This window comes from Novosphingobium sp. FSW06-99, from assembly GCF_001519065.1.
Classification (GTDB): domain Bacteria; phylum Pseudomonadota; class Alphaproteobacteria; order Sphingomonadales; family Sphingomonadaceae; genus Novosphingobium.
Genome location: NZ_KQ954258.1, coordinates 1 through 15,110, shown reverse-complemented (window position 1 = coordinate 15,110; position 15,110 = coordinate 1). Strand labels below are relative to the sequence as shown.

14 protein-coding genes are annotated in these 15,110 nt (G+C 65.5%); 6 read left to right on the top strand and 8 right to left on the bottom strand.

Annotation, left to right across the window (positions count from 1 at the left end; translation table 11 throughout):
• Window positions 1–208: 208 nt before the first annotated feature.
• A complete protein-coding gene (gene murA, locus AQZ49_RS13980; RefSeq protein ID WP_067616718.1) occupies window positions 209–1,492 on the bottom strand; it encodes a UDP-N-acetylglucosamine 1-carboxyvinyltransferase in 1,284 nt (427 codons plus the stop codon).
• Between the two features lie 186 nt (window positions 1,493–1,678).
• Between murA and galU the strand changes: the two genes are divergently transcribed.
• Window positions 1,679–2,572 carry a UTP--glucose-1-phosphate uridylyltransferase GalU gene (galU, locus tag AQZ49_RS13975; RefSeq protein ID WP_067616716.1) on the top strand — a complete coding sequence of 298 codons (894 nt, stop codon included), beginning with the start codon at window positions 1,679–1,681 and terminating at the stop codon, window positions 2,570–2,572.
• Window positions 2,573–2,647: 75 nt separating this feature from the next.
• On the opposite strand, the gene AQZ49_RS13970 is transcribed toward galU, so the two are convergent.
• Both AQZ49_RS13970 and AQZ49_RS13965 read right to left on the bottom strand, forming a co-directional pair.
• Window positions 2,648–3,949, bottom strand: a complete 1,302-nt coding sequence (locus tag AQZ49_RS13970) for a cytochrome P450 (RefSeq protein ID WP_067616714.1) — start codon at window positions 3,947–3,949, stop codon at window positions 2,648–2,650.
• A gap of 20 nt (window positions 3,950–3,969) precedes the next feature.
• On the bottom strand, window positions 3,970–5,502 hold the full coding sequence (locus tag AQZ49_RS13965) for an acyl-CoA synthetase (RefSeq protein WP_067616712.1): 1,533 nt from the start codon (window positions 5,500–5,502) through the stop codon (window positions 3,970–3,972).
• 164 nt (window positions 5,503–5,666) lie between these two features.
• Here AQZ49_RS13965 and AQZ49_RS22335 point away from each other — a divergent pair, with 164 nt between their 5' ends.
• From AQZ49_RS22335 to AQZ49_RS13950, 3 genes are all read left to right on the top strand, one after another.
• Entirely contained in the window at window positions 5,667–6,065 is a 399-nt protein-coding gene (locus tag AQZ49_RS22335; RefSeq protein ID WP_067616710.1) for a hypothetical protein, read from the top strand.
• Window positions 6,041–6,286, top strand: coding sequence for a helix-turn-helix transcriptional regulator (locus AQZ49_RS22330; protein WP_369819133.1), 246 nt, complete (start codon window positions 6,041–6,043; stop codon window positions 6,284–6,286). The genes AQZ49_RS22335 and AQZ49_RS22330 overlap by 25 nt, the downstream gene beginning before the upstream one ends.
• 215 nt (window positions 6,287–6,501) lie before the next feature.
• Entirely contained in the window at window positions 6,502–7,233 is a 732-nt protein-coding gene (locus tag AQZ49_RS13950; protein WP_067616708.1) for a DUF2059 domain-containing protein, read from the top strand.
• Between the two features lie 101 nt (window positions 7,234–7,334).
• On the opposite strand, the gene AQZ49_RS13945 is transcribed toward AQZ49_RS13950, so the two are convergent.
• From AQZ49_RS13945 to AQZ49_RS13930, 4 genes are all read right to left on the bottom strand, one after another.
• Window positions 7,335–8,054: a M23 family metallopeptidase gene (locus AQZ49_RS13945; protein WP_082701808.1), complete on the bottom strand. Its 720-nt coding sequence runs from the start codon at window positions 8,052–8,054 to the stop codon at window positions 7,335–7,337.
• A gap of 160 nt (window positions 8,055–8,214) precedes the next feature.
• Window positions 8,215–9,003 carry a ferritin-like domain-containing protein gene (locus AQZ49_RS13940; protein ID WP_067616706.1) on the bottom strand — a complete coding sequence of 263 codons (789 nt, stop codon included), beginning with the start codon at window positions 9,001–9,003 and terminating at the stop codon, window positions 8,215–8,217.
• Window positions 9,003–9,476 carry a peroxiredoxin gene (locus AQZ49_RS13935; RefSeq protein WP_067616704.1) on the bottom strand — a complete coding sequence of 158 codons (474 nt, stop codon included), beginning with the start codon at window positions 9,474–9,476 and terminating at the stop codon, window positions 9,003–9,005. The genes AQZ49_RS13940 and AQZ49_RS13935 overlap by 1 nt, the downstream gene beginning before the upstream one ends.
• Window positions 9,477–9,479: 3 nt before the next feature.
• Window positions 9,480–12,194 carry a bifunctional [glutamine synthetase] adenylyltransferase/[glutamine synthetase]-adenylyl-L-tyrosine phosphorylase gene (locus AQZ49_RS13930; RefSeq protein ID WP_067616702.1) on the bottom strand — a complete coding sequence of 905 codons (2,715 nt, stop codon included), beginning with the start codon at window positions 12,192–12,194 and terminating at the stop codon, window positions 9,480–9,482.
• A gap of 53 nt (window positions 12,195–12,247) precedes the next feature.
• Here AQZ49_RS13930 and AQZ49_RS13925 point away from each other — a divergent pair, with 53 nt between their 5' ends.
• Both AQZ49_RS13925 and AQZ49_RS13920 read left to right on the top strand, forming a co-directional pair.
• Complete coding sequence (locus tag AQZ49_RS13925) at window positions 12,248–13,114, top strand: class I SAM-dependent methyltransferase (protein WP_067616700.1); 867 nt, start codon at window positions 12,248–12,250, stop codon at window positions 13,112–13,114.
• Window positions 13,115–13,123: 9 nt separating this feature from the next.
• Window positions 13,124–14,107 (top strand): agmatine deiminase family protein, encoded by a 984-nt coding sequence (locus AQZ49_RS13920; protein ID WP_082701787.1) that lies wholly within the window; start codon window positions 13,124–13,126, stop codon window positions 14,105–14,107.
• Window positions 14,108–14,120: 13 nt separating this feature from the next.
• Here the strand turns inward: AQZ49_RS13920 and AQZ49_RS13915 are convergent, their stop codons facing one another.
• A complete protein-coding gene (locus AQZ49_RS13915; protein ID WP_067616698.1) occupies window positions 14,121–15,041 on the bottom strand; it encodes a LysR substrate-binding domain-containing protein in 921 nt (306 codons plus the stop codon).
• Between the last annotated feature and the right edge of the window lie 69 nt (window positions 15,042–15,110).

Below are 15,110 nucleotides of genomic sequence, written 5' to 3'. Positions count from 1 at the left end.
CCTACGCTCGTCATTCCCGCGAAGGCGGGAATCCAGTTCCGGCGTGGAGATTCTCTCCGATCATTTGTCCTCGATGCGAGGCAGTAACTGGATTCCCGCCGTCGCGGGAATGACGATGAAATGGCTGTTTTCGGGCGTAAATTGCCGCCGCGCAGCAACGATACCAGCAGGTTAGCCGTCCGGGCGGGGCGCGAGTATCTTCCCGCGCTCAGTCGCTGCCGACGCGTTCCACGTCGGCGCCGATCAGCGCGAGCTTTTCTTCCAGCCGTTCATAGCCGCGATCGAGGTGATAGACGCGGTGCACGCGGGTTTCGCCTGCGGCGGCCAGCCCGGCGATGATCAGGCTCATCGAGGCGCGCAAGTCGGTGGCCATCACGTCGGCGCCGGTCAACTGGTCGACACCGTGGACGATTGCGGTGCGGCCCTTGGCGTCGATATGCGCGCCCATGCGGTTCAGTTCGGGCACGTGCATATACCGGTTTTCAAAGATCGTTTCGGTCAGCACCGATGATCCCTTGGCCATGCACAGCATCGCCATCAACTGCGCCTGCATGTCGGTGGCAAAGCCGGGGAAGGGGGCAGTGGACAAAGTGATCGGGCGGATCGCGCCGTTGGCGGCAACATGCAGCCCGGCGCGGGTCTGTTCGACGTGCACCCCGGCATCGGTCAGCGCCTGCACCGTAGCGGCCATATCCTCGATCCGGGCCCCGGCGAGCGTCACTTCGCCACCGGTGATCGCCGCCGCACAGGCATAGGAACCCGCCTCGATGCGATCGGGCATCACCATATATGTCGCGCCATGCAGGCGCTTGACGCCGTGGATGGTCAGATCGGAACCGCCGATCCCCTCGATTTCGGCGCCCATCGCCACCAGCAGGTTGCACAAGTCGACGATTTCGGGTTCGCGCGCGGCGTTGTGCAGCGTCGATGTGCCATTGGCCAGCACCGCCGCCATCAGCGCGTTTTCAGTCGCCCCGACCGAGACGACCGGGAACGTGTAGGACCCGCCGGGCAGGCCGCCATCGGGCGCATGCGCGCGCACATAGCCAGAGGCAAGCTCGATCACCGCGCCGAACGCTTCGAGCACTTTGAGGTGCAGGTCGATCGGGCGGTTGCCGATGGCGCATCCGCCGGGCAGCGAGACGGTCGCTTCGCCCGCGCGCGCCAGCATCGGGCCGAGCACCAGGATCGAGGCGCGCATCTTGCGCACCAGGTCATAGGGCGCGACGGTCGAGGTCAGCCGGGTGGCCTGCAGCGTCATCACGCGGCCGAAATCTTCGGGCCGGGCGCCGGCGATCGCGGTGGACACGCCGAACTGGTTGAGCAGGTGCTGAAAGCTGTCGATATCGGCCAGACGCGGCAGATTGCGCAGCGTCAGCGGCTCGTCGGTCAACAGCGCACAGGGCAGCAGGGTCAGCGCCGCATTCTTTGCCCCGGATACCGGCACGACGCCCGACAGGCGGTTGCCACCGCGAATGATGATCTTGTCCATCGCCGCGATTTACCGGGATTTGCGGCGGGTGCAATGCCTGGATTGCACGCGTTGCAAAGGGGGTGACAGGCCGATCCGAATTTGCAGGCCAGACATTGAATTCGCGTGAATAAAAAACATCAGTTGCGTCGCGGCAAGGGCATTGCATAACGATGTCGCAACACTTTCTGGGGTATTAACAGGGCCATGACCGAAACGCGTAATCGCAAACCAATTCGCAAGGCCGTTTTCCCGGTTGCGGGCCTCGGCACACGGTTTCTGCCCGCGACCAAGGCCATCCCCAAGGAAATGTTGCCGATCATCGACCGGCCACTGATTCAGTACGCCGTCGACGAGGCGCGCGAGGCGGGCATCGAACAACTTATTTTCGTGACCGGGCGCGGCAAAGTGTCGATCGTTGAACATTTCGACACCGCCTATGAACTTGAATCGACGATGGCGGGCCGCGGCAAGGCGCTCGATGTGCTCGATGCGACTCGCATTCAGCCGGGCAATCTGGTGACCGTGCGTCAGCAGGTACCGCTGGGGCTGGGCCATGCAATCTGGTGCGCGCGGGCAATTGTCGGCGATGAACCGTTCGCGATCTTCTTGCCCGACGAACTGATGATCGGCACGCCCGGGTGCATGAAGCAGATGGTCGAAGCCTATAACGAGGTGGGCGGCAATCTGATTTCGGTGCTCGAAGTGCCGCACGAAGATGTGTCGAGCTATGGCGTGATCAGGCCGGGCAAACAGATTTCGCCGCACCTGACCGAGGTGCTGGGGCTGGTCGAAAAGCCCAGGGCCGAAGACGCGCCGTCAAACCTGATCATTTCGGGCCGCTATATCCTGCAACCCGAAGTGATGCGCACGCTGGAGAGCCAGGGCAAGGGTGCGGGCGGCGAAATCCAGTTGACCGATGCGATGGCGCGCATGATCGGCAACCAGGCGTTTCACGCGGTCACGTTCGCGGGCCGTCGCTATGATTGCGGCAGCAAGGCGGGGTTTGTCGAGGCGACGCTGGAACTCGCGCTGGCGCGCGAAGACATGGCCGCCGATGTGGGTGCGATGATCAAGCGGCTGGCGGCGCAGCTCGCCTGAGTGTTTGCGTGTCTGACCCTAAACGCGCCCTTTCGCGCGTTTAGGGTCAGACTCTGAAGGTCGGTCGATTGCGGGTCAGGCGGCCTTCCATCTTAGCGGCAGACGTTTGAGCCCGCCGACAAAGGTCGATTTGGCGCGCGCCGGTTCGCCCGCCAGTTCGACACTGTCGAGCCGGTCGAGCAGCACTTCGAACAGGATGCGCATTTCCAGCCGTGCCAGATGCAGCCCCAGGCACTGGTGCGCGCCCGCGCCGAACGCCAGGTGGCGATTGGCCTCGCGCGTGGCATCGAACCGGCGCGGATCGGGAAATTGCGCGGGATCGTGGTTGGCCGCGACATAGTTGATCATCAGCCAGTCGCCCGCCGCGATCTGCTGCCCGCCCAGTTCGGTATCGGCGGCGGCGGTGCGCATGAAATGCTGCACCGGGGTGGTCCAGCGGATCGCTTCTTCGACAATGCCTGGCAACAGCGCGCGGTTGGCCTTGACCAGCGCGAACTGGTCCGGGTCCTTCGCCAGCGCGAGCATGGCCCCGGCGGTCGAGGCCGAGGTGGTGTCGTGCCCGGCGCTGGCGGTGATGATGTAATAGCCTGCGGTGTCGCGGTCGCCGATCGGGGCGCCGTCGACCATGCCGTTGGCGATCACGGTGGCGACATCGTCGGCGGGGGCCTTGCGCCGTTCGGCCGCAAGCGCTGCGAAATAGCCTTCGAAATCCTTGACCGCCCCGGCGACAATCTGGGTGATCATTTCAGGGGGCAGGTTCTTGATGCCCGACTGGTTCAGCTCTTCATCCTGCCCGCCGAACATCTGCTGGGTCAGTACCAGCATGCGCTGTTCGTCGGATTCAGGAACGCCGAGGATTTGCATCACCACATGCAAGGGGTAGGGACTGGAAACCAGTTTGGTGAAATCGCCTTCGCCTCCGGCATCGAGCAGGCGCGCCACGGTCGCCTCGGCAATCGTGCGGATGCGCGCTTCGATCGTGCGCAGGTTCTTGGGCATGAACCATTCCTGCGTCAGGCGGCGCAATTTGGGATGTTTGGGCGCATCCATCTGCACCAGCGATTCGACCAGATGCGGGCTGCCCCCGGTGATCGCCTTGGCCAGCGCCTCGGTGCTGCGCAGCGTGAAGACGGCGCTTTTGGGATTGTTGAGGAACGTCTGGTTGTCCTTGCTGACTTTCATCACTTCATCGTACCCGGCGATATGCCAGAACGGTTCGTGAATGTCGTCGGGCGCGACCACTTTGCCGACCGTCAGGCCGTTTTCGCGCAGCCAGTCGAACTGATCGAGCAACGGGGTCCATGCCGCATAGGCATTGGGATCGATCACCGCCGTGCCGATATGCGGGGGGATCAGGGCGTCGGTTGCAGTGGCCATAGCGGGTGATCCTCAATCGGTCAGGCGGTTGCGTCGGTCTTGTATTCGTCGCGCAACAGGCGTTTGAACAGTTTTCCGGTCGGCTCGCGCGGCAAATCGGCTCGGAAATCGATCTGACGCGGCATTTTCACCCGGCTCAGTTGCGGGGCCAGCCATTGCGCCAGTTCTTCTGCCAGTGCGGGGCCTGCCGTGCTGAAATCGGCGGGTTGCACCACCGCCACCACGCGCTCGCCCATATCGGCGTCGGGCGCGCCGATCACCGCGACATCGGCCACTTTGGGATGGGTGACCAGCAGGTTCTCGATCTCCTGCGGATAGATGTTCACCCCGCCCGAAATGATCATGAAGCTCTTGCGGTCGGTCAGGAACAGATAGCCGTCGTCATCCTGCCAGCCGACATCGCCCAGGCTGGTCCAGCCATGCTTGTTGGTGGCATCGCGCGTCTTGTCGGGATCATTGTGATAGCTGAAGGTGCTGGCGCCTTCGAAAAACACTTGGCCCTCGGTGCCGCGCGGCACTTCATCGCCCGCCTCGTCGCAGATGCGGATCACGCCGAGCAGCGCACGCCCGACCGAGCCGGGCCGTTGCAGCCATTCCTCGCTGGAAATATAGGTGAACCCGTTGCCCTCGGTCCCGGCGTAATATTCGCGCAGGATCGGCCCCCACCATTCGATCATCGCGCGCTTGACCGGCACCGGGCAGGGCGCGGCGGCATGGACCGCGCAGCGCAGCGATGACAGGTCATAACGCTGCCGCGCCGCCTCATCGAGTTTGAGCATGCGCACGAAATGGGTGGGCACCCATTGGCTGTCGGTCACGCGGTGGCGCTCGATCAACTGCAGGGCCAGTTCGGGATCGAATTTTTCCATGCACACCACCGTGCCGCCCAGACGGTGCACGGTCATGCACCAGCGCAGCGGCGCGGCGTGATAGAGCGGGGCGGGCGACAGATAGACCGATCCTTGCGAAAACCCGAACGCGCCGCGCGCGATGTCCATCAGGCCGTTGCCCGCGCCGATCGCGGGATCTTCGGGCAGGGGCACGCGCACCCCCTTTGGCTTGCCGGTGGTGCCCGACGAATAGAGCATGTCGACCCCGGCGCGTTCGTCGGCGACCGGTTCGACCGGCATCGCCGCCATTGCCGCGATCAGGTCGTGATCGCCTGCACCATCCAGCCGCAATTGCGGCAGCCATGGCTCGGCAGTCGCCACGCCATCGAGCAGCGCGGCGAAGGCCTGGTTGCTGACCAGCAACTGCGCGCCGCTGTCTTTGGCGATATAGGCGACTTCGGGCGCGGTCAGCCGCGAGGATATCGCCACATAGACCACGCCTGCGCGCTGCGCGCCCCAGCACAGCGCAAAGAACACCGGATTGTTGTCAAAGCACAGCGCGATCGTGTCGCCGATCTGCACTCCGCGCGCGCGCAGCACATGGGCAAAACGGTTGCTGGCCGCATCGAGCGCACCATAGGTCACCACTTCGCCGCTCGAACCCATGATCAACGCAGGTTTGTCGGGGTTTTGCCGGGCGTGAACGCTGGGATGGTAAAGCATGGGTGTCCTCTTCCGTCCCTCTGCCAGCGCGGGCGGGGATGTTCTTGCCGGTATTTTTAACTGATCGATTAAGGAATGCAATGGGAATGGTGTGTCGAAAATCTTTGACATCGCATCGCGCCGTTGTTAGGTATGTAAAAGATTTTTAACACAGGAGGCGTGATATGGCGTTTCGTGAAAAGACGGCCTGGGCGATGGCGGTGGTCATGCTGCTGACCGGGCTGTTCTATGCCTGGCAAGTCACCCGGGCCCATGCGCTGTTGCCGGCCCTGGTCGGCTACACGATCGTGGCGATCGTGCTGTCGATTGTGGTGCACACCGCGCTCGCATTGGGCAATCCCGCCGATGCGCGCGCCCCGCGTGATGAGCATGAGCGGCTGGCAATCGCGCTGGCAGGGTATCGATCGGGCGTGGCGCTGGCGGCGATGGTCGCCACGTCGGCATGCGTGTTCGTGTTGGTCGGCGATGGCCGGCTGTTGTTCCATCTGGTTATCGGCAGTCTGATCGTGGCGCAGATCGGCACATATGGACAAGAGGCGTGGCTGTTGCGGCGGGGCATCTGATCGTGCCCGCCCGCCCGCCCATCACCAACCGAGTCAAGGCCTTGCGCGAAGCGCATGGCCAGATGAGCCAGGCCGAGCTTGGCCTGGCGGTCGGCGTCACCCGTCAGACGATCATCGCCATAGAACAGGGGCGCTATTCACCCAGCCTGGAAACCAGTTTTCGCATCGCGCGCCGGTTTGGCGTGGGTCTGGAAGAGGTGTTTGCCTGGGAGGGGGATTGAACCATTCCGTCGCCCGATTGTGACGGCGATACGCCCGTCGCGCAAATCCTGTTGTAGGTCTGTCGATGGCATTGCAGTCTGGGTCTGCCGGTTCGGGCAAGTCGCCGCGAGCATGGGGTGAGGGGGCGCGGACTATGGCATACCGGACAGACTTGACGCGGGCGCTCTTGGCGACAGCACTGGCAATCACGGCATGCGGCGCGCAGGCCCAGGATATGCCAGGCGCTGCGCCAAACGCCCCCGTCGCTGCGATTGCCGATGCGCCTCCCGCCGGCGCGTCGCAGATCGACCCGGCGCGGCTGGCAGCGGCGCGAATCACCGTCGATCACGTCTTTCCGGTGGGCACATATGCCCGCCTGCTGGGCGGACCGCTGGGCAAGCTGATGGATGGTATGATGGGGGGTGTCGGACGCCTTCCGCTGGGTGATCTGGCCGCAATCTGCGGGGCCAAGCCTGAAGACGTCGCCAAGATGCCCAAGGCGACCCTCGACGACATCATGGCGATCTACGACCCGGCTTATCACCAGCGTATGACCGTGGCGATGCATGCGATGATGGGGGAAATGGGCGGGCTGTTCGAACAGATCGAACCGGGCATCCGCGATGGTCTGGTCCGGGCTTATGCCATCCGGTTCAGCCTGGACCAGCTTGACGACATCAACCGGTTTTTCGACACGCCGAGCGGCGCAGCCTATGCGGCGAATGCGGCGCAGATCGGGATGGACCCGGCGGTGATGGCAAAGATGCAGGGAGTCGTGCCGCTGTTGATGAAGCGCATGCCTGATATCATGAAAAAAATCCAAGCGGATACTGCGGCCCTGCCCAAACCCCGCAAGTGGTCGGACATGACAGCCGATGAGCATCACAAGCTGGCGCTGTTGTTCGGAGAGAGCGAGGAGCAACTGGCCAGGCAGGCCGCGCGCAAGGAAAAGGCGGCTGGCAAATAGCCTGAATCAAAAAAGGGCGCCGTTGCCGGCGCCCTTTTTCGAACTGTCGCATCCTCTCCCAAATGCGACCCGGCCGATTTACGGCCTGGATGGAATGGCGTTTATTCGTCCGGGGTCAGCGTGGCGGCGTTGCTGGCCAGCGTGACACCGGTGTTGATGCCCGACTGGGCCTCGGCGATTTGCAGATAGGGCACCGGGTTGACCGCTTCGCCACCGATACGCACTTCATAATGCAGGTGCGGGCCAGTCGAACGGCCGGTCGAGCCGACATAGCCGATCACGTCGCCCTTGTGCACGTGCTGCCCTTCGGCAACGGCAATACGCGACATGTGGCCGTAGCGGGTTTCCAGATTGGCGCCATGTTCGATTTCGACGCACAGGCCATAGCCGCCAAACCAGTCGGCGCGGCCGATCACACCGTCGGCCGTGGCATGGATCGGGGTGCCGGTCGATGCGGGCAGATCAACGCCCTTGTGCATGCGATAACCACCCAGCACGGGGTGCATGCGCATGCCGAAATTGCTGCTCATCGCGCGGTTGCTGGTGACCGGCACCAGCATCGGGATCGAGGCCGATCCGGTGTCGGCGATATTGCTCGACGTGGTGCGCGAATAAGGCCGGCCGTTGTCGAGCGCGCGCCAGTTGGCAAACAACTGACGAAATTCGCTGTCACCGGGGGCGAAAGTGGTGCCGTTGCGGGCGGCTTCGGCGGAGCGCAGCGGCGACGTGATGTCGGCGGATGCGGCGCTATTTGCCAGAGCCGGTTGAGCGATCAGGCCTGCGGCCACACTCAGCGCGAAAAGATGGAATCTGTTTCCCAGCATTATGACCCGTGCGTACCCTTTTGTCCCACCCCGCTGCCGCGATTGCGGCTTGGCCAGGGCCCCGCTGGTTGGCGCCGGTCCAAGACCGACCGCCCGACTTGTGAGTGAATACCCCTAGTCCCAGATGCAGGCTGATGGGTACGGGCAAGTGTTGCGTTCAGGCAACCCCTTCCATGAATTCGTACGACAGACCGGCTGAACGACGCGCCGAGTCGTTGAACGGAGGCTTAATGGACCCCCTGAAATGGCGCGTAACAAGCGTTTGCCATGTTTTCGGCGGCGAATCTCCCCGTTCGGCGCAGACTTGGCCAAAATGGCTTGTGCCCAGGCCGACATGGCGCACTTCATCGTCAAGGATTCGTTGCAGGATGCGCGCGGTGCGGTGATCCCCCACGCCGGTGAACCGTTCGATGGTCATCGGCGTGACATCGAGCCCGCGCGCTTCAAGCACCATCGGCACCACCGCCAGCCGCGCGGCGACATCGTGCGCGGTTTCGCGCGCGGCGTCCCACAGCCCGTCGTGCGCGGGCATCGCGCCATAATGGCTGCCCAACGTGACCAGCCGCCGCGCCAGCAGCGAAAAATGCATCGCCTCGTCCGCCGCCACGCCCAGCCAGTCGGTCACAAAGCCGGGCCCGCGTTCTTGGCCAAACCGCCCGGCGGCATCGAGCGCCAGATCGATCGCGACGAATTCGATATGCGCCAGCGCGTGGATCAGCGCGATCCGCCCGCGTTCCGACCCGCCGCGCCCGCGCTTTGGCATGCGGTTGGGCGGCAGCAGTTCGGGCCGGGGCGGGCGCGCGGGCGCATCGGGCATGATCACATCATAGACCGGCGCCAGCCGCCCCGCCGCCCAGTCACGCGCCAGCGCGCGCGTTGCCATCACTTTGGCGCGCGGATCGGCGGTCAGCATGACCGCGCAGATGGCCTGCGCGATGCCGGGCATTACAGTGCTTCGGCGGCGGCCAGCACTTCGGCGGCGTGGCCCTTGACTTTGACCTTGGTCCAGATGCGCGCGATCCGGCCATGCGCGTCGATCAGCAGGGTGGTGCGCTCCATGCCCATATAGCTGCGCCCGTACATCGACTTTTCGGTCCAGATGCCCAGCGCGTCGGACAGGCCATCCTCGGTGGCATCGGTGGCCAGCGGCGCGGCCAGGCCGTGCTTGTCGATGAACCGCTGGTGCTTTTGCGGGCTGTCCTTGCTGACCCCCAATAGCGCGGTGCCGGCGGCGGCGAACCGCGCGGCCAATGTCGAAAAATCCTTGTTTTCAGTGGTGCAGCCGGGGGTGTCGTCCTTGGGATAGAAGAACAGGACCAGCTTCTTTCCGGCAAAGTCGGCCACCCGCACGGCTTCGCCGGCCGGGCTGGTCAGCGCGATGTCGGGCAGCGTTTCGCCCACGGTCAGGGGTGCGGTCATGGCTCAGATCTCCAGTGGTTCGTCAAAAACGGTCTGCCACGTGGCGGCAATCAGCCGCCGCGCGGCGGCAATCGCGGCGATCAGGCTGTCCCAATCGGCGATGCCGCATGCGGCGGCAACAATGGCACGGCTGGCGGGCGGAGGATAGGCGCCATCGGGGGCAACCAGCCGTACCACGACCAGCAACCGCGCCAGCAAGTCGTGGCTGTCGCGCAAGCCGTGCGGCACCAGGCCCAGATCGGCGAGCGCCGAGATCGCCAGCCCCAGATCGGGATCGAACGCGCGCCCTTCGCGCAGTTGCAGATAGTGCACGATGAATTCGGCATCGACCAGCCCGCCGCGCGCCAGTTTGACGTCGAGCGGACCCTTGGCCGGTTTGTGCCGCGCCATTTCGGCGCGCATCTTGAGCACGTCTGCGCGCAGCACGTGCGGGTCGCGCGGGGTTTTCAGCACGCTGGCAATGATCGCATCGAGCGCGGCGCGGTCGGACGGGCTGCCATAGACGGTGCGCGCGCGGCACAGCGCCATGTGTTCCCAGGTCCACGCCTCGTGCGCCTGATAGCGGGCAAAGCTGTCGAGGCTGACCGCGATCGGCCCTTGCGTGCCCGACGGGCGCAGCCGCGTGTCGATATCATAGAGCGCGCCGGCCGCGGTTGGCGCCGACAGCGCGACCGACACGCGCTGGCTCAACCGCGCAAAATAGAGCGTGGCCCCAAGCGGGCGCGTGCCATCGGATTCGCCCGCGAAATCGCCGCTGAACAGAAACACCAGATCGAGGTCAGAGGCATGCGTCAGCGCGCCGCCGCCCAGCCGCCCGAGCCCCAGGATCACCAGCCGCGCGTCGGGCACGGTGCCGTGCACGGCGGCAAATTCGGCCTCGGTTGCCGCGGTCAGCACGGCAATCGTCGCTTCGGCCACGCGCGACAGCGCGGCGGCGATGTCGAGCGCGCCATTGGCCTGTTCGATCAGTTGCACCCCCAGCGCAAAGCGCATTTCGCCGACCTTGCGCCGCACCGCATCGAGCAGGCATTGGTAATCATCGCCCTTTTCGGTGCGCGCCAGCCGCGCCGCGATCGCATCGACCCCGCCCGGCAGATCGAACGCGGTCATGTCGATCAGCGCGTCGAGCAAATCGGCACGGCGGGCCAGATCGTCGGCCAGTCGGGGGGCATGCGCCAGCACGCGCATCACCATGTCGAACAGTGCCGGGCGCGCTTCGAGCAGGCGGAACACGTTGATCGCCGAAGGCAAATGCTCGATCAACTGTTCCCAGCGCAACAGCGCCCGATCGCGGTCGGGCGCGGCGGCCAGTGCGCGCAACAAGGGACTGCGGATGCGGGCAAACGCCTCGCGCGCGGCCTCGCTGCGCAAGGCGCGGAACTTGCCGTTGTTCCAGCTCTCGATTCGCACTGCCAGCGCCTCGGGTTCGGCGAACCCCAACTCGGTCAGATCGAGCGCAAGCGGGCGATCGCCCACCGCCAGTGTGCCGCGCGGGGCCCAGGCAGCGATCAGCGCGTCGAACCGGCTGCCCACCCGTTCGGATATCTGCGCCAGTTCGGCGACCAGCGCGGGGCCATCGGCCAGCCCGTCGAGCCGGGCCACATTGTCGAGCGCGGCGGGATCGGCGGGCAGGCTGTGGGTCTGTTGATCGGCGACCATCTGCAACCGGTGTTCAAGTGTGCGCAGCCGATCATAGGACCGGCCGAGCATGGCGGCATCGTCGGGTGCGATGATCCCGGCGGTGGCCAGTGCATCGAGCGTGGCGCGCGTGCCGCGCAACCGCAGCGCCGGATTGCGCCCGCCGTGGATCAACTGGTGCGTCTGGGCAAAAAATTCGACTTCGCGAATGCCGCCGCGTCCGCGTTTCAGGTCATAGCCGGGCCCGACCATCTGCCCGCCGATATAGTGGTCGCGGATGCGCGTGGTCAGCCGCCCGATTTCGGCGATCGCCCCGAAATCGAGGCTGCGGCGCCACACAAAAGGCCGGATCGTGTCCAGAAACGCCTGACCCTGCGCCAGATCGCCGCTGGCGGCGCGCGCGCGGATGAAGGCGGCGCGTTCCCACGCCAGCGCGCTCGATTCGTAATGGGTGATCGCGGCGGCGAACGACAGCGCCAGCGGGGTCACTTCGGCCTGCGGGCGCAGCCGCAGATCGATGCGGAACACATAGCCTTCGGCGGTGATCGTCGACAGCAATTCGACCACCCGGCGCGCCACCATCTGTGCCGCCTCGGCAGGATCGTCGCGGTCTCGCCGGGGCAGGGTGTCGGGATCGAACAGCAGGATCGGATCGATGTCGGACGAATAGTTCAATTCCTGCGCGCCATGTTTGCCCAACGCGATCCCGGAAAACCCCGCATTGGGCGCATCGGGCACGCGGCGGCGGATCGCCGCGCCGATCGCGCCATCGAGCGCGCGGTCGGCAAACGCGCTCAACGTGCCGGTCACCTGGGCCAGATCCCAGGCCCCGGCCAGATCGGCAATCGCCACCACCAGGCTCAGCGCCAGCCGTTCGCGACGCAGCGCCACGCCGACATCGTCGACCCCCGCGCCACTGGTCAGCGCCAGCGCCAGCGCGTCATCGATTTCGCCCCGCGCCAGCAATTCGGCCAGATCGGACCGCCGTTCGAGGGCGCGCGCCAGAAACGGTGCATGCGCACGGGCGCGGCGGAGGGCATCGGCCCAGTCGGGCGACGGCGTGACATCGGGCGTGATCATATCGTAAGGAGATGGCCGCAGCCGTCGCGGCAAGCAAGCAGGGACATTGACCGATGACCAGCCAGACGTCGCTCTTGCGCACCGGGCAGCCCAGCGTCACCGCGCTGGCAGTGGCCACCTTGCGCGCGGCGCACCAGTTGCTCGATGATCCGCTGGTGCTCGACGATCCCTTCGCGCTGCGCATTCTCGGCCCCGCGCGCGAAGCCGCGCTGCGCGCGGATCCCTATGTGCACAACGAACCGCATGCGCGCAGTTTGCGCGGTGCGATGGTGGTGCGCAGCCGCTTTGCCGAAGACGAACTGGCGCGGTCGGTGGCCGCCGGCACGCGCCAATATGTCGTGCTGGGCGCAGGGCTGGATACATTTGCCTGCCGCAATCCGTTTGCCGCGCTGGGCCTGCGCGTGTTCGAGGTTGATCATCCCGCGACCCAGGCGTGGAAGCGCGAATCGCTGGCCGATGCGGGCATTGGCCTACCCGATGGGCTGACGTTCGTGCCGGTCGATTTCGAACGGCAAGTCCTGGCAGAGGCCTTGGCCGAGGCCGGGTTCGATGCCGCGCGCCCGGCCACGTTCGCCTGGCTGGGGGTGACGATGTATCTGACCGAGGCGGCGGTGATGGAAGTGCTCGGGCTGGTCGCAGGTCTGCCACCGGGCACCGCGATCGTGTGCGATTTTCGCATTCCGCGCGCGATGCAGGGCCCAGTCGAACAAGTGGTGGGCGATATCATGGCCGCACGCGTGGCCGCACGCGGCGAGCCGTGGATTTCGGCCTTTGCCCCGGCGGATTTGCGTGACAAGGCGCGCGCGCTGGGCTTTGGCGAGGTGGAAACCTATGAACCGGACGAACTCAACCGCCGCTATTTGGCCCGCCGCAAAGACGGCTTGCGCACCGGCGGCCGGCTGTTTCGTGCACGTGTATAAGGACGTTTGATGAACACGACGACCGGGCGCATGCCCGCCGAATGGCACGCGCAAGACCTGTTGTGGATCGGTTTCCCGCATCTGGCCGAAGAATGGTCGGGCGTGATCGATCGCGCACAGGAACAGATTGCCGCCTTTGCCAACGCGGTGGCCGAAACCGGGCAGGCGGTGCGCCTGATCGTGCGCGATCCGGCCAATGCCGCGCGCGCGGCGGCGCTGGTCAGTGGCAAAGTGGGTCTGGAACAGCGCGTCTATGGCGATGTCTGGCTGCGCGATACCGGGCCGCTGGTCGTGGGGCAGGGCGCACACCGCGCGGCGCGACTGTTCGGATTTAACGGATGGGGCGGCAAATACCTGATGCCGGGTGATCAGGACATAGGCGCGGACCTGGCCGCCAGCGTGGGCCTGCCTGCCACGCGCGCCGACTGGGTGCTGGAAGGCGGCGCGCTCGACGGCGACGGCACGGGTCTGGTCGCCACCACCGAACAATGCCTGCTCAATCCCAACCGCAACCCGCATCTGTCGCGCGCCGATCTCGAGATGCGGCTGGCGCGTGATCTGGGCTTTGACAGGGTGCTGTGGCTGGGCGACGGGCTGATCAACGATCATACCGACGGCCATGTCGACAATCTGGCGCGGTTTGTGGCGCCCGGTCGCCTCGCCCTGCCGCGCGCTACGGGCGCGGACGATCCCAACGTGGCAATCTATGCCGACGCCGCCGCCCGCGCGCACGCGTTCGGGGTGGAGGTGGTCGAAGTGCCTTCGCCGGGGCGGATCGAATGGGACGGCATGGTGCAGCCCGCCAGCTATATGAACTTTGTGATCACCACCCATGCGGTAATCGTGCCGGTGTTCGGATCACCCTACGATGACGATGGCGTGGCCGCGATCGCGGCGCTGTTTCCGGGGCGCGAAACGATGGGCCTGATGGCCGACGCGGTGCTGGCGGGCGGGGGTGGGTTCCACTGTTCCAGCCAGCAGGTCCCGGTGTGAGGGCTGGCCGCCCTCACTCTGGCGGCGGCGATGGCAACGCGCCGGCGCCGAGCCCCTGGTCGGCCAGCCAGTCGACAAACGTGCCAACCATCCCGGCATTGTCAGCACGGCGCGCCACCAGCGCGACATAGCCGGTTCGCCGCACCTGGATATGCGGCAGGGGCGTGATCAGCCTCCCCGCCGCGATATCTATCCCCAGCATCGGCAGCGGGCCGATGCCGATGCCCAGACCATCTTCGACCGCCTGCCGGGTGACAAAGAAATGATCGAACACCTGGCGCGGTTTGCCCGCCAGGTGGGGGATACCGGCGGCCTCCAGCCAGTCGACCCAGTCGCCCGGCCGGGTTTCGCTGGCCAGCAAGGGAAACTGTCCGACATCGGCGGGTGAACGGATCGGGTTCTGCGCAAACAGCGCCGGGCTCATGATCAGCGTGTCGATATCGTCGAGCACCGGCAGGGCATGGTGCTGTGGCCAGGCATGGGGCGAGGCGACGCCGCGCCGGATCGCCACATCGAACCCGCCGCGCAGTTCTTCATGCACCGTCGACACCGTGGTCACCACCACCTCGACATTGGCATTGGCGCGGTGAAAGCGGTCGAGCCGCGGGATCAGCCAGCGCATGGCAAAGCTGGTCGGCGCGCTGACCCGCAGGATGCGGCGGGCACCCGGTCGGCCACAAGCCTCGGCCGCGCTGGACAGGCGATTGAACGCATGGCCGACTTCTGCGGCAAACGCGCTGGCGATCGGTGTCGCCACCATGCGCCGCCCGTCTTTCATGAACAGCTTTTGCCCCAGCCAGCCTTCGAGCGTGGTGATATGGCGGCTGACCGCGCCATGGGTCAGGCCAAGTTCCTGCGCCGCCCTGGCATAGCTGCCGGTGCGGGCGACAACCTCGAATACGCGCAAGGCATTGAGCGGTGGCAGATGGCGCATGGAACCCGTGATAAAAACTGACGGATATCGTGATAAAGCCATAGCTATTCGTAAAAATATCACGTGTCT

What these genes read in the sequence shown, in the direction of transcription:
- AQZ49_RS13930 (WP_067616702.1), bottom strand. Translation starts at nt 12,194, where the DNA reads ATGATCACGCCCGATGTCACGCCGTCGCCCGACTGGGCCGATGCCCTC.
- murA (WP_067616718.1), bottom strand. Translation starts at nt 1,492, where the DNA reads ATGGACAAGATCATCATTCGCGGTGGCAACCGCCTGTCGGGCGTCGTG.
- galU (WP_067616716.1), top strand. Translation starts at nt 1,679, where the DNA reads ATGACCGAAACGCGTAATCGCAAACCAATTCGCAAGGCCGTTTTCCCG.
- AQZ49_RS13950 (WP_067616708.1), top strand. Translation starts at nt 6,502, where the DNA reads ATGCCAGGCGCTGCGCCAAACGCCCCCGTCGCTGCGATTGCCGATGCG.
- AQZ49_RS13970 (WP_067616714.1), bottom strand. Translation starts at nt 3,949, where the DNA reads ATGGCCACTGCAACCGACGCCCTGATCCCCCCGCATATCGGCACGGCG.
- AQZ49_RS13940 (WP_067616706.1), bottom strand. Translation starts at nt 9,003, where the DNA reads ATGCCCGGCATCGCGCAGGCCATCTGCGCGGTCATGCTGACCGCCGAT.
- AQZ49_RS13935 (WP_067616704.1), bottom strand. Translation starts at nt 9,476, where the DNA reads ATGACCGCACCCCTGACCGTGGGCGAAACGCTGCCCGACATCGCGCTG.
- AQZ49_RS13915 (WP_067616698.1), bottom strand. Translation starts at nt 15,041, where the DNA reads ATGCGCCATCTGCCACCGCTCAATGCCTTGCGCGTATTCGAGGTTGTC.
- AQZ49_RS13925 (WP_067616700.1), top strand. Translation starts at nt 12,248, where the DNA reads ATGACCAGCCAGACGTCGCTCTTGCGCACCGGGCAGCCCAGCGTCACC.
- AQZ49_RS13965 (WP_067616712.1), bottom strand. Translation starts at nt 5,502, where the DNA reads ATGCTTTACCATCCCAGCGTTCACGCCCGGCAAAACCCCGACAAACCT.
- AQZ49_RS22335 (WP_067616710.1), top strand. Translation starts at nt 5,667, where the DNA reads ATGGCGTTTCGTGAAAAGACGGCCTGGGCGATGGCGGTGGTCATGCTG.
- AQZ49_RS13920 (WP_082701787.1), top strand. Translation starts at nt 13,124, where the DNA reads ATGAACACGACGACCGGGCGCATGCCCGCCGAATGGCACGCGCAAGAC.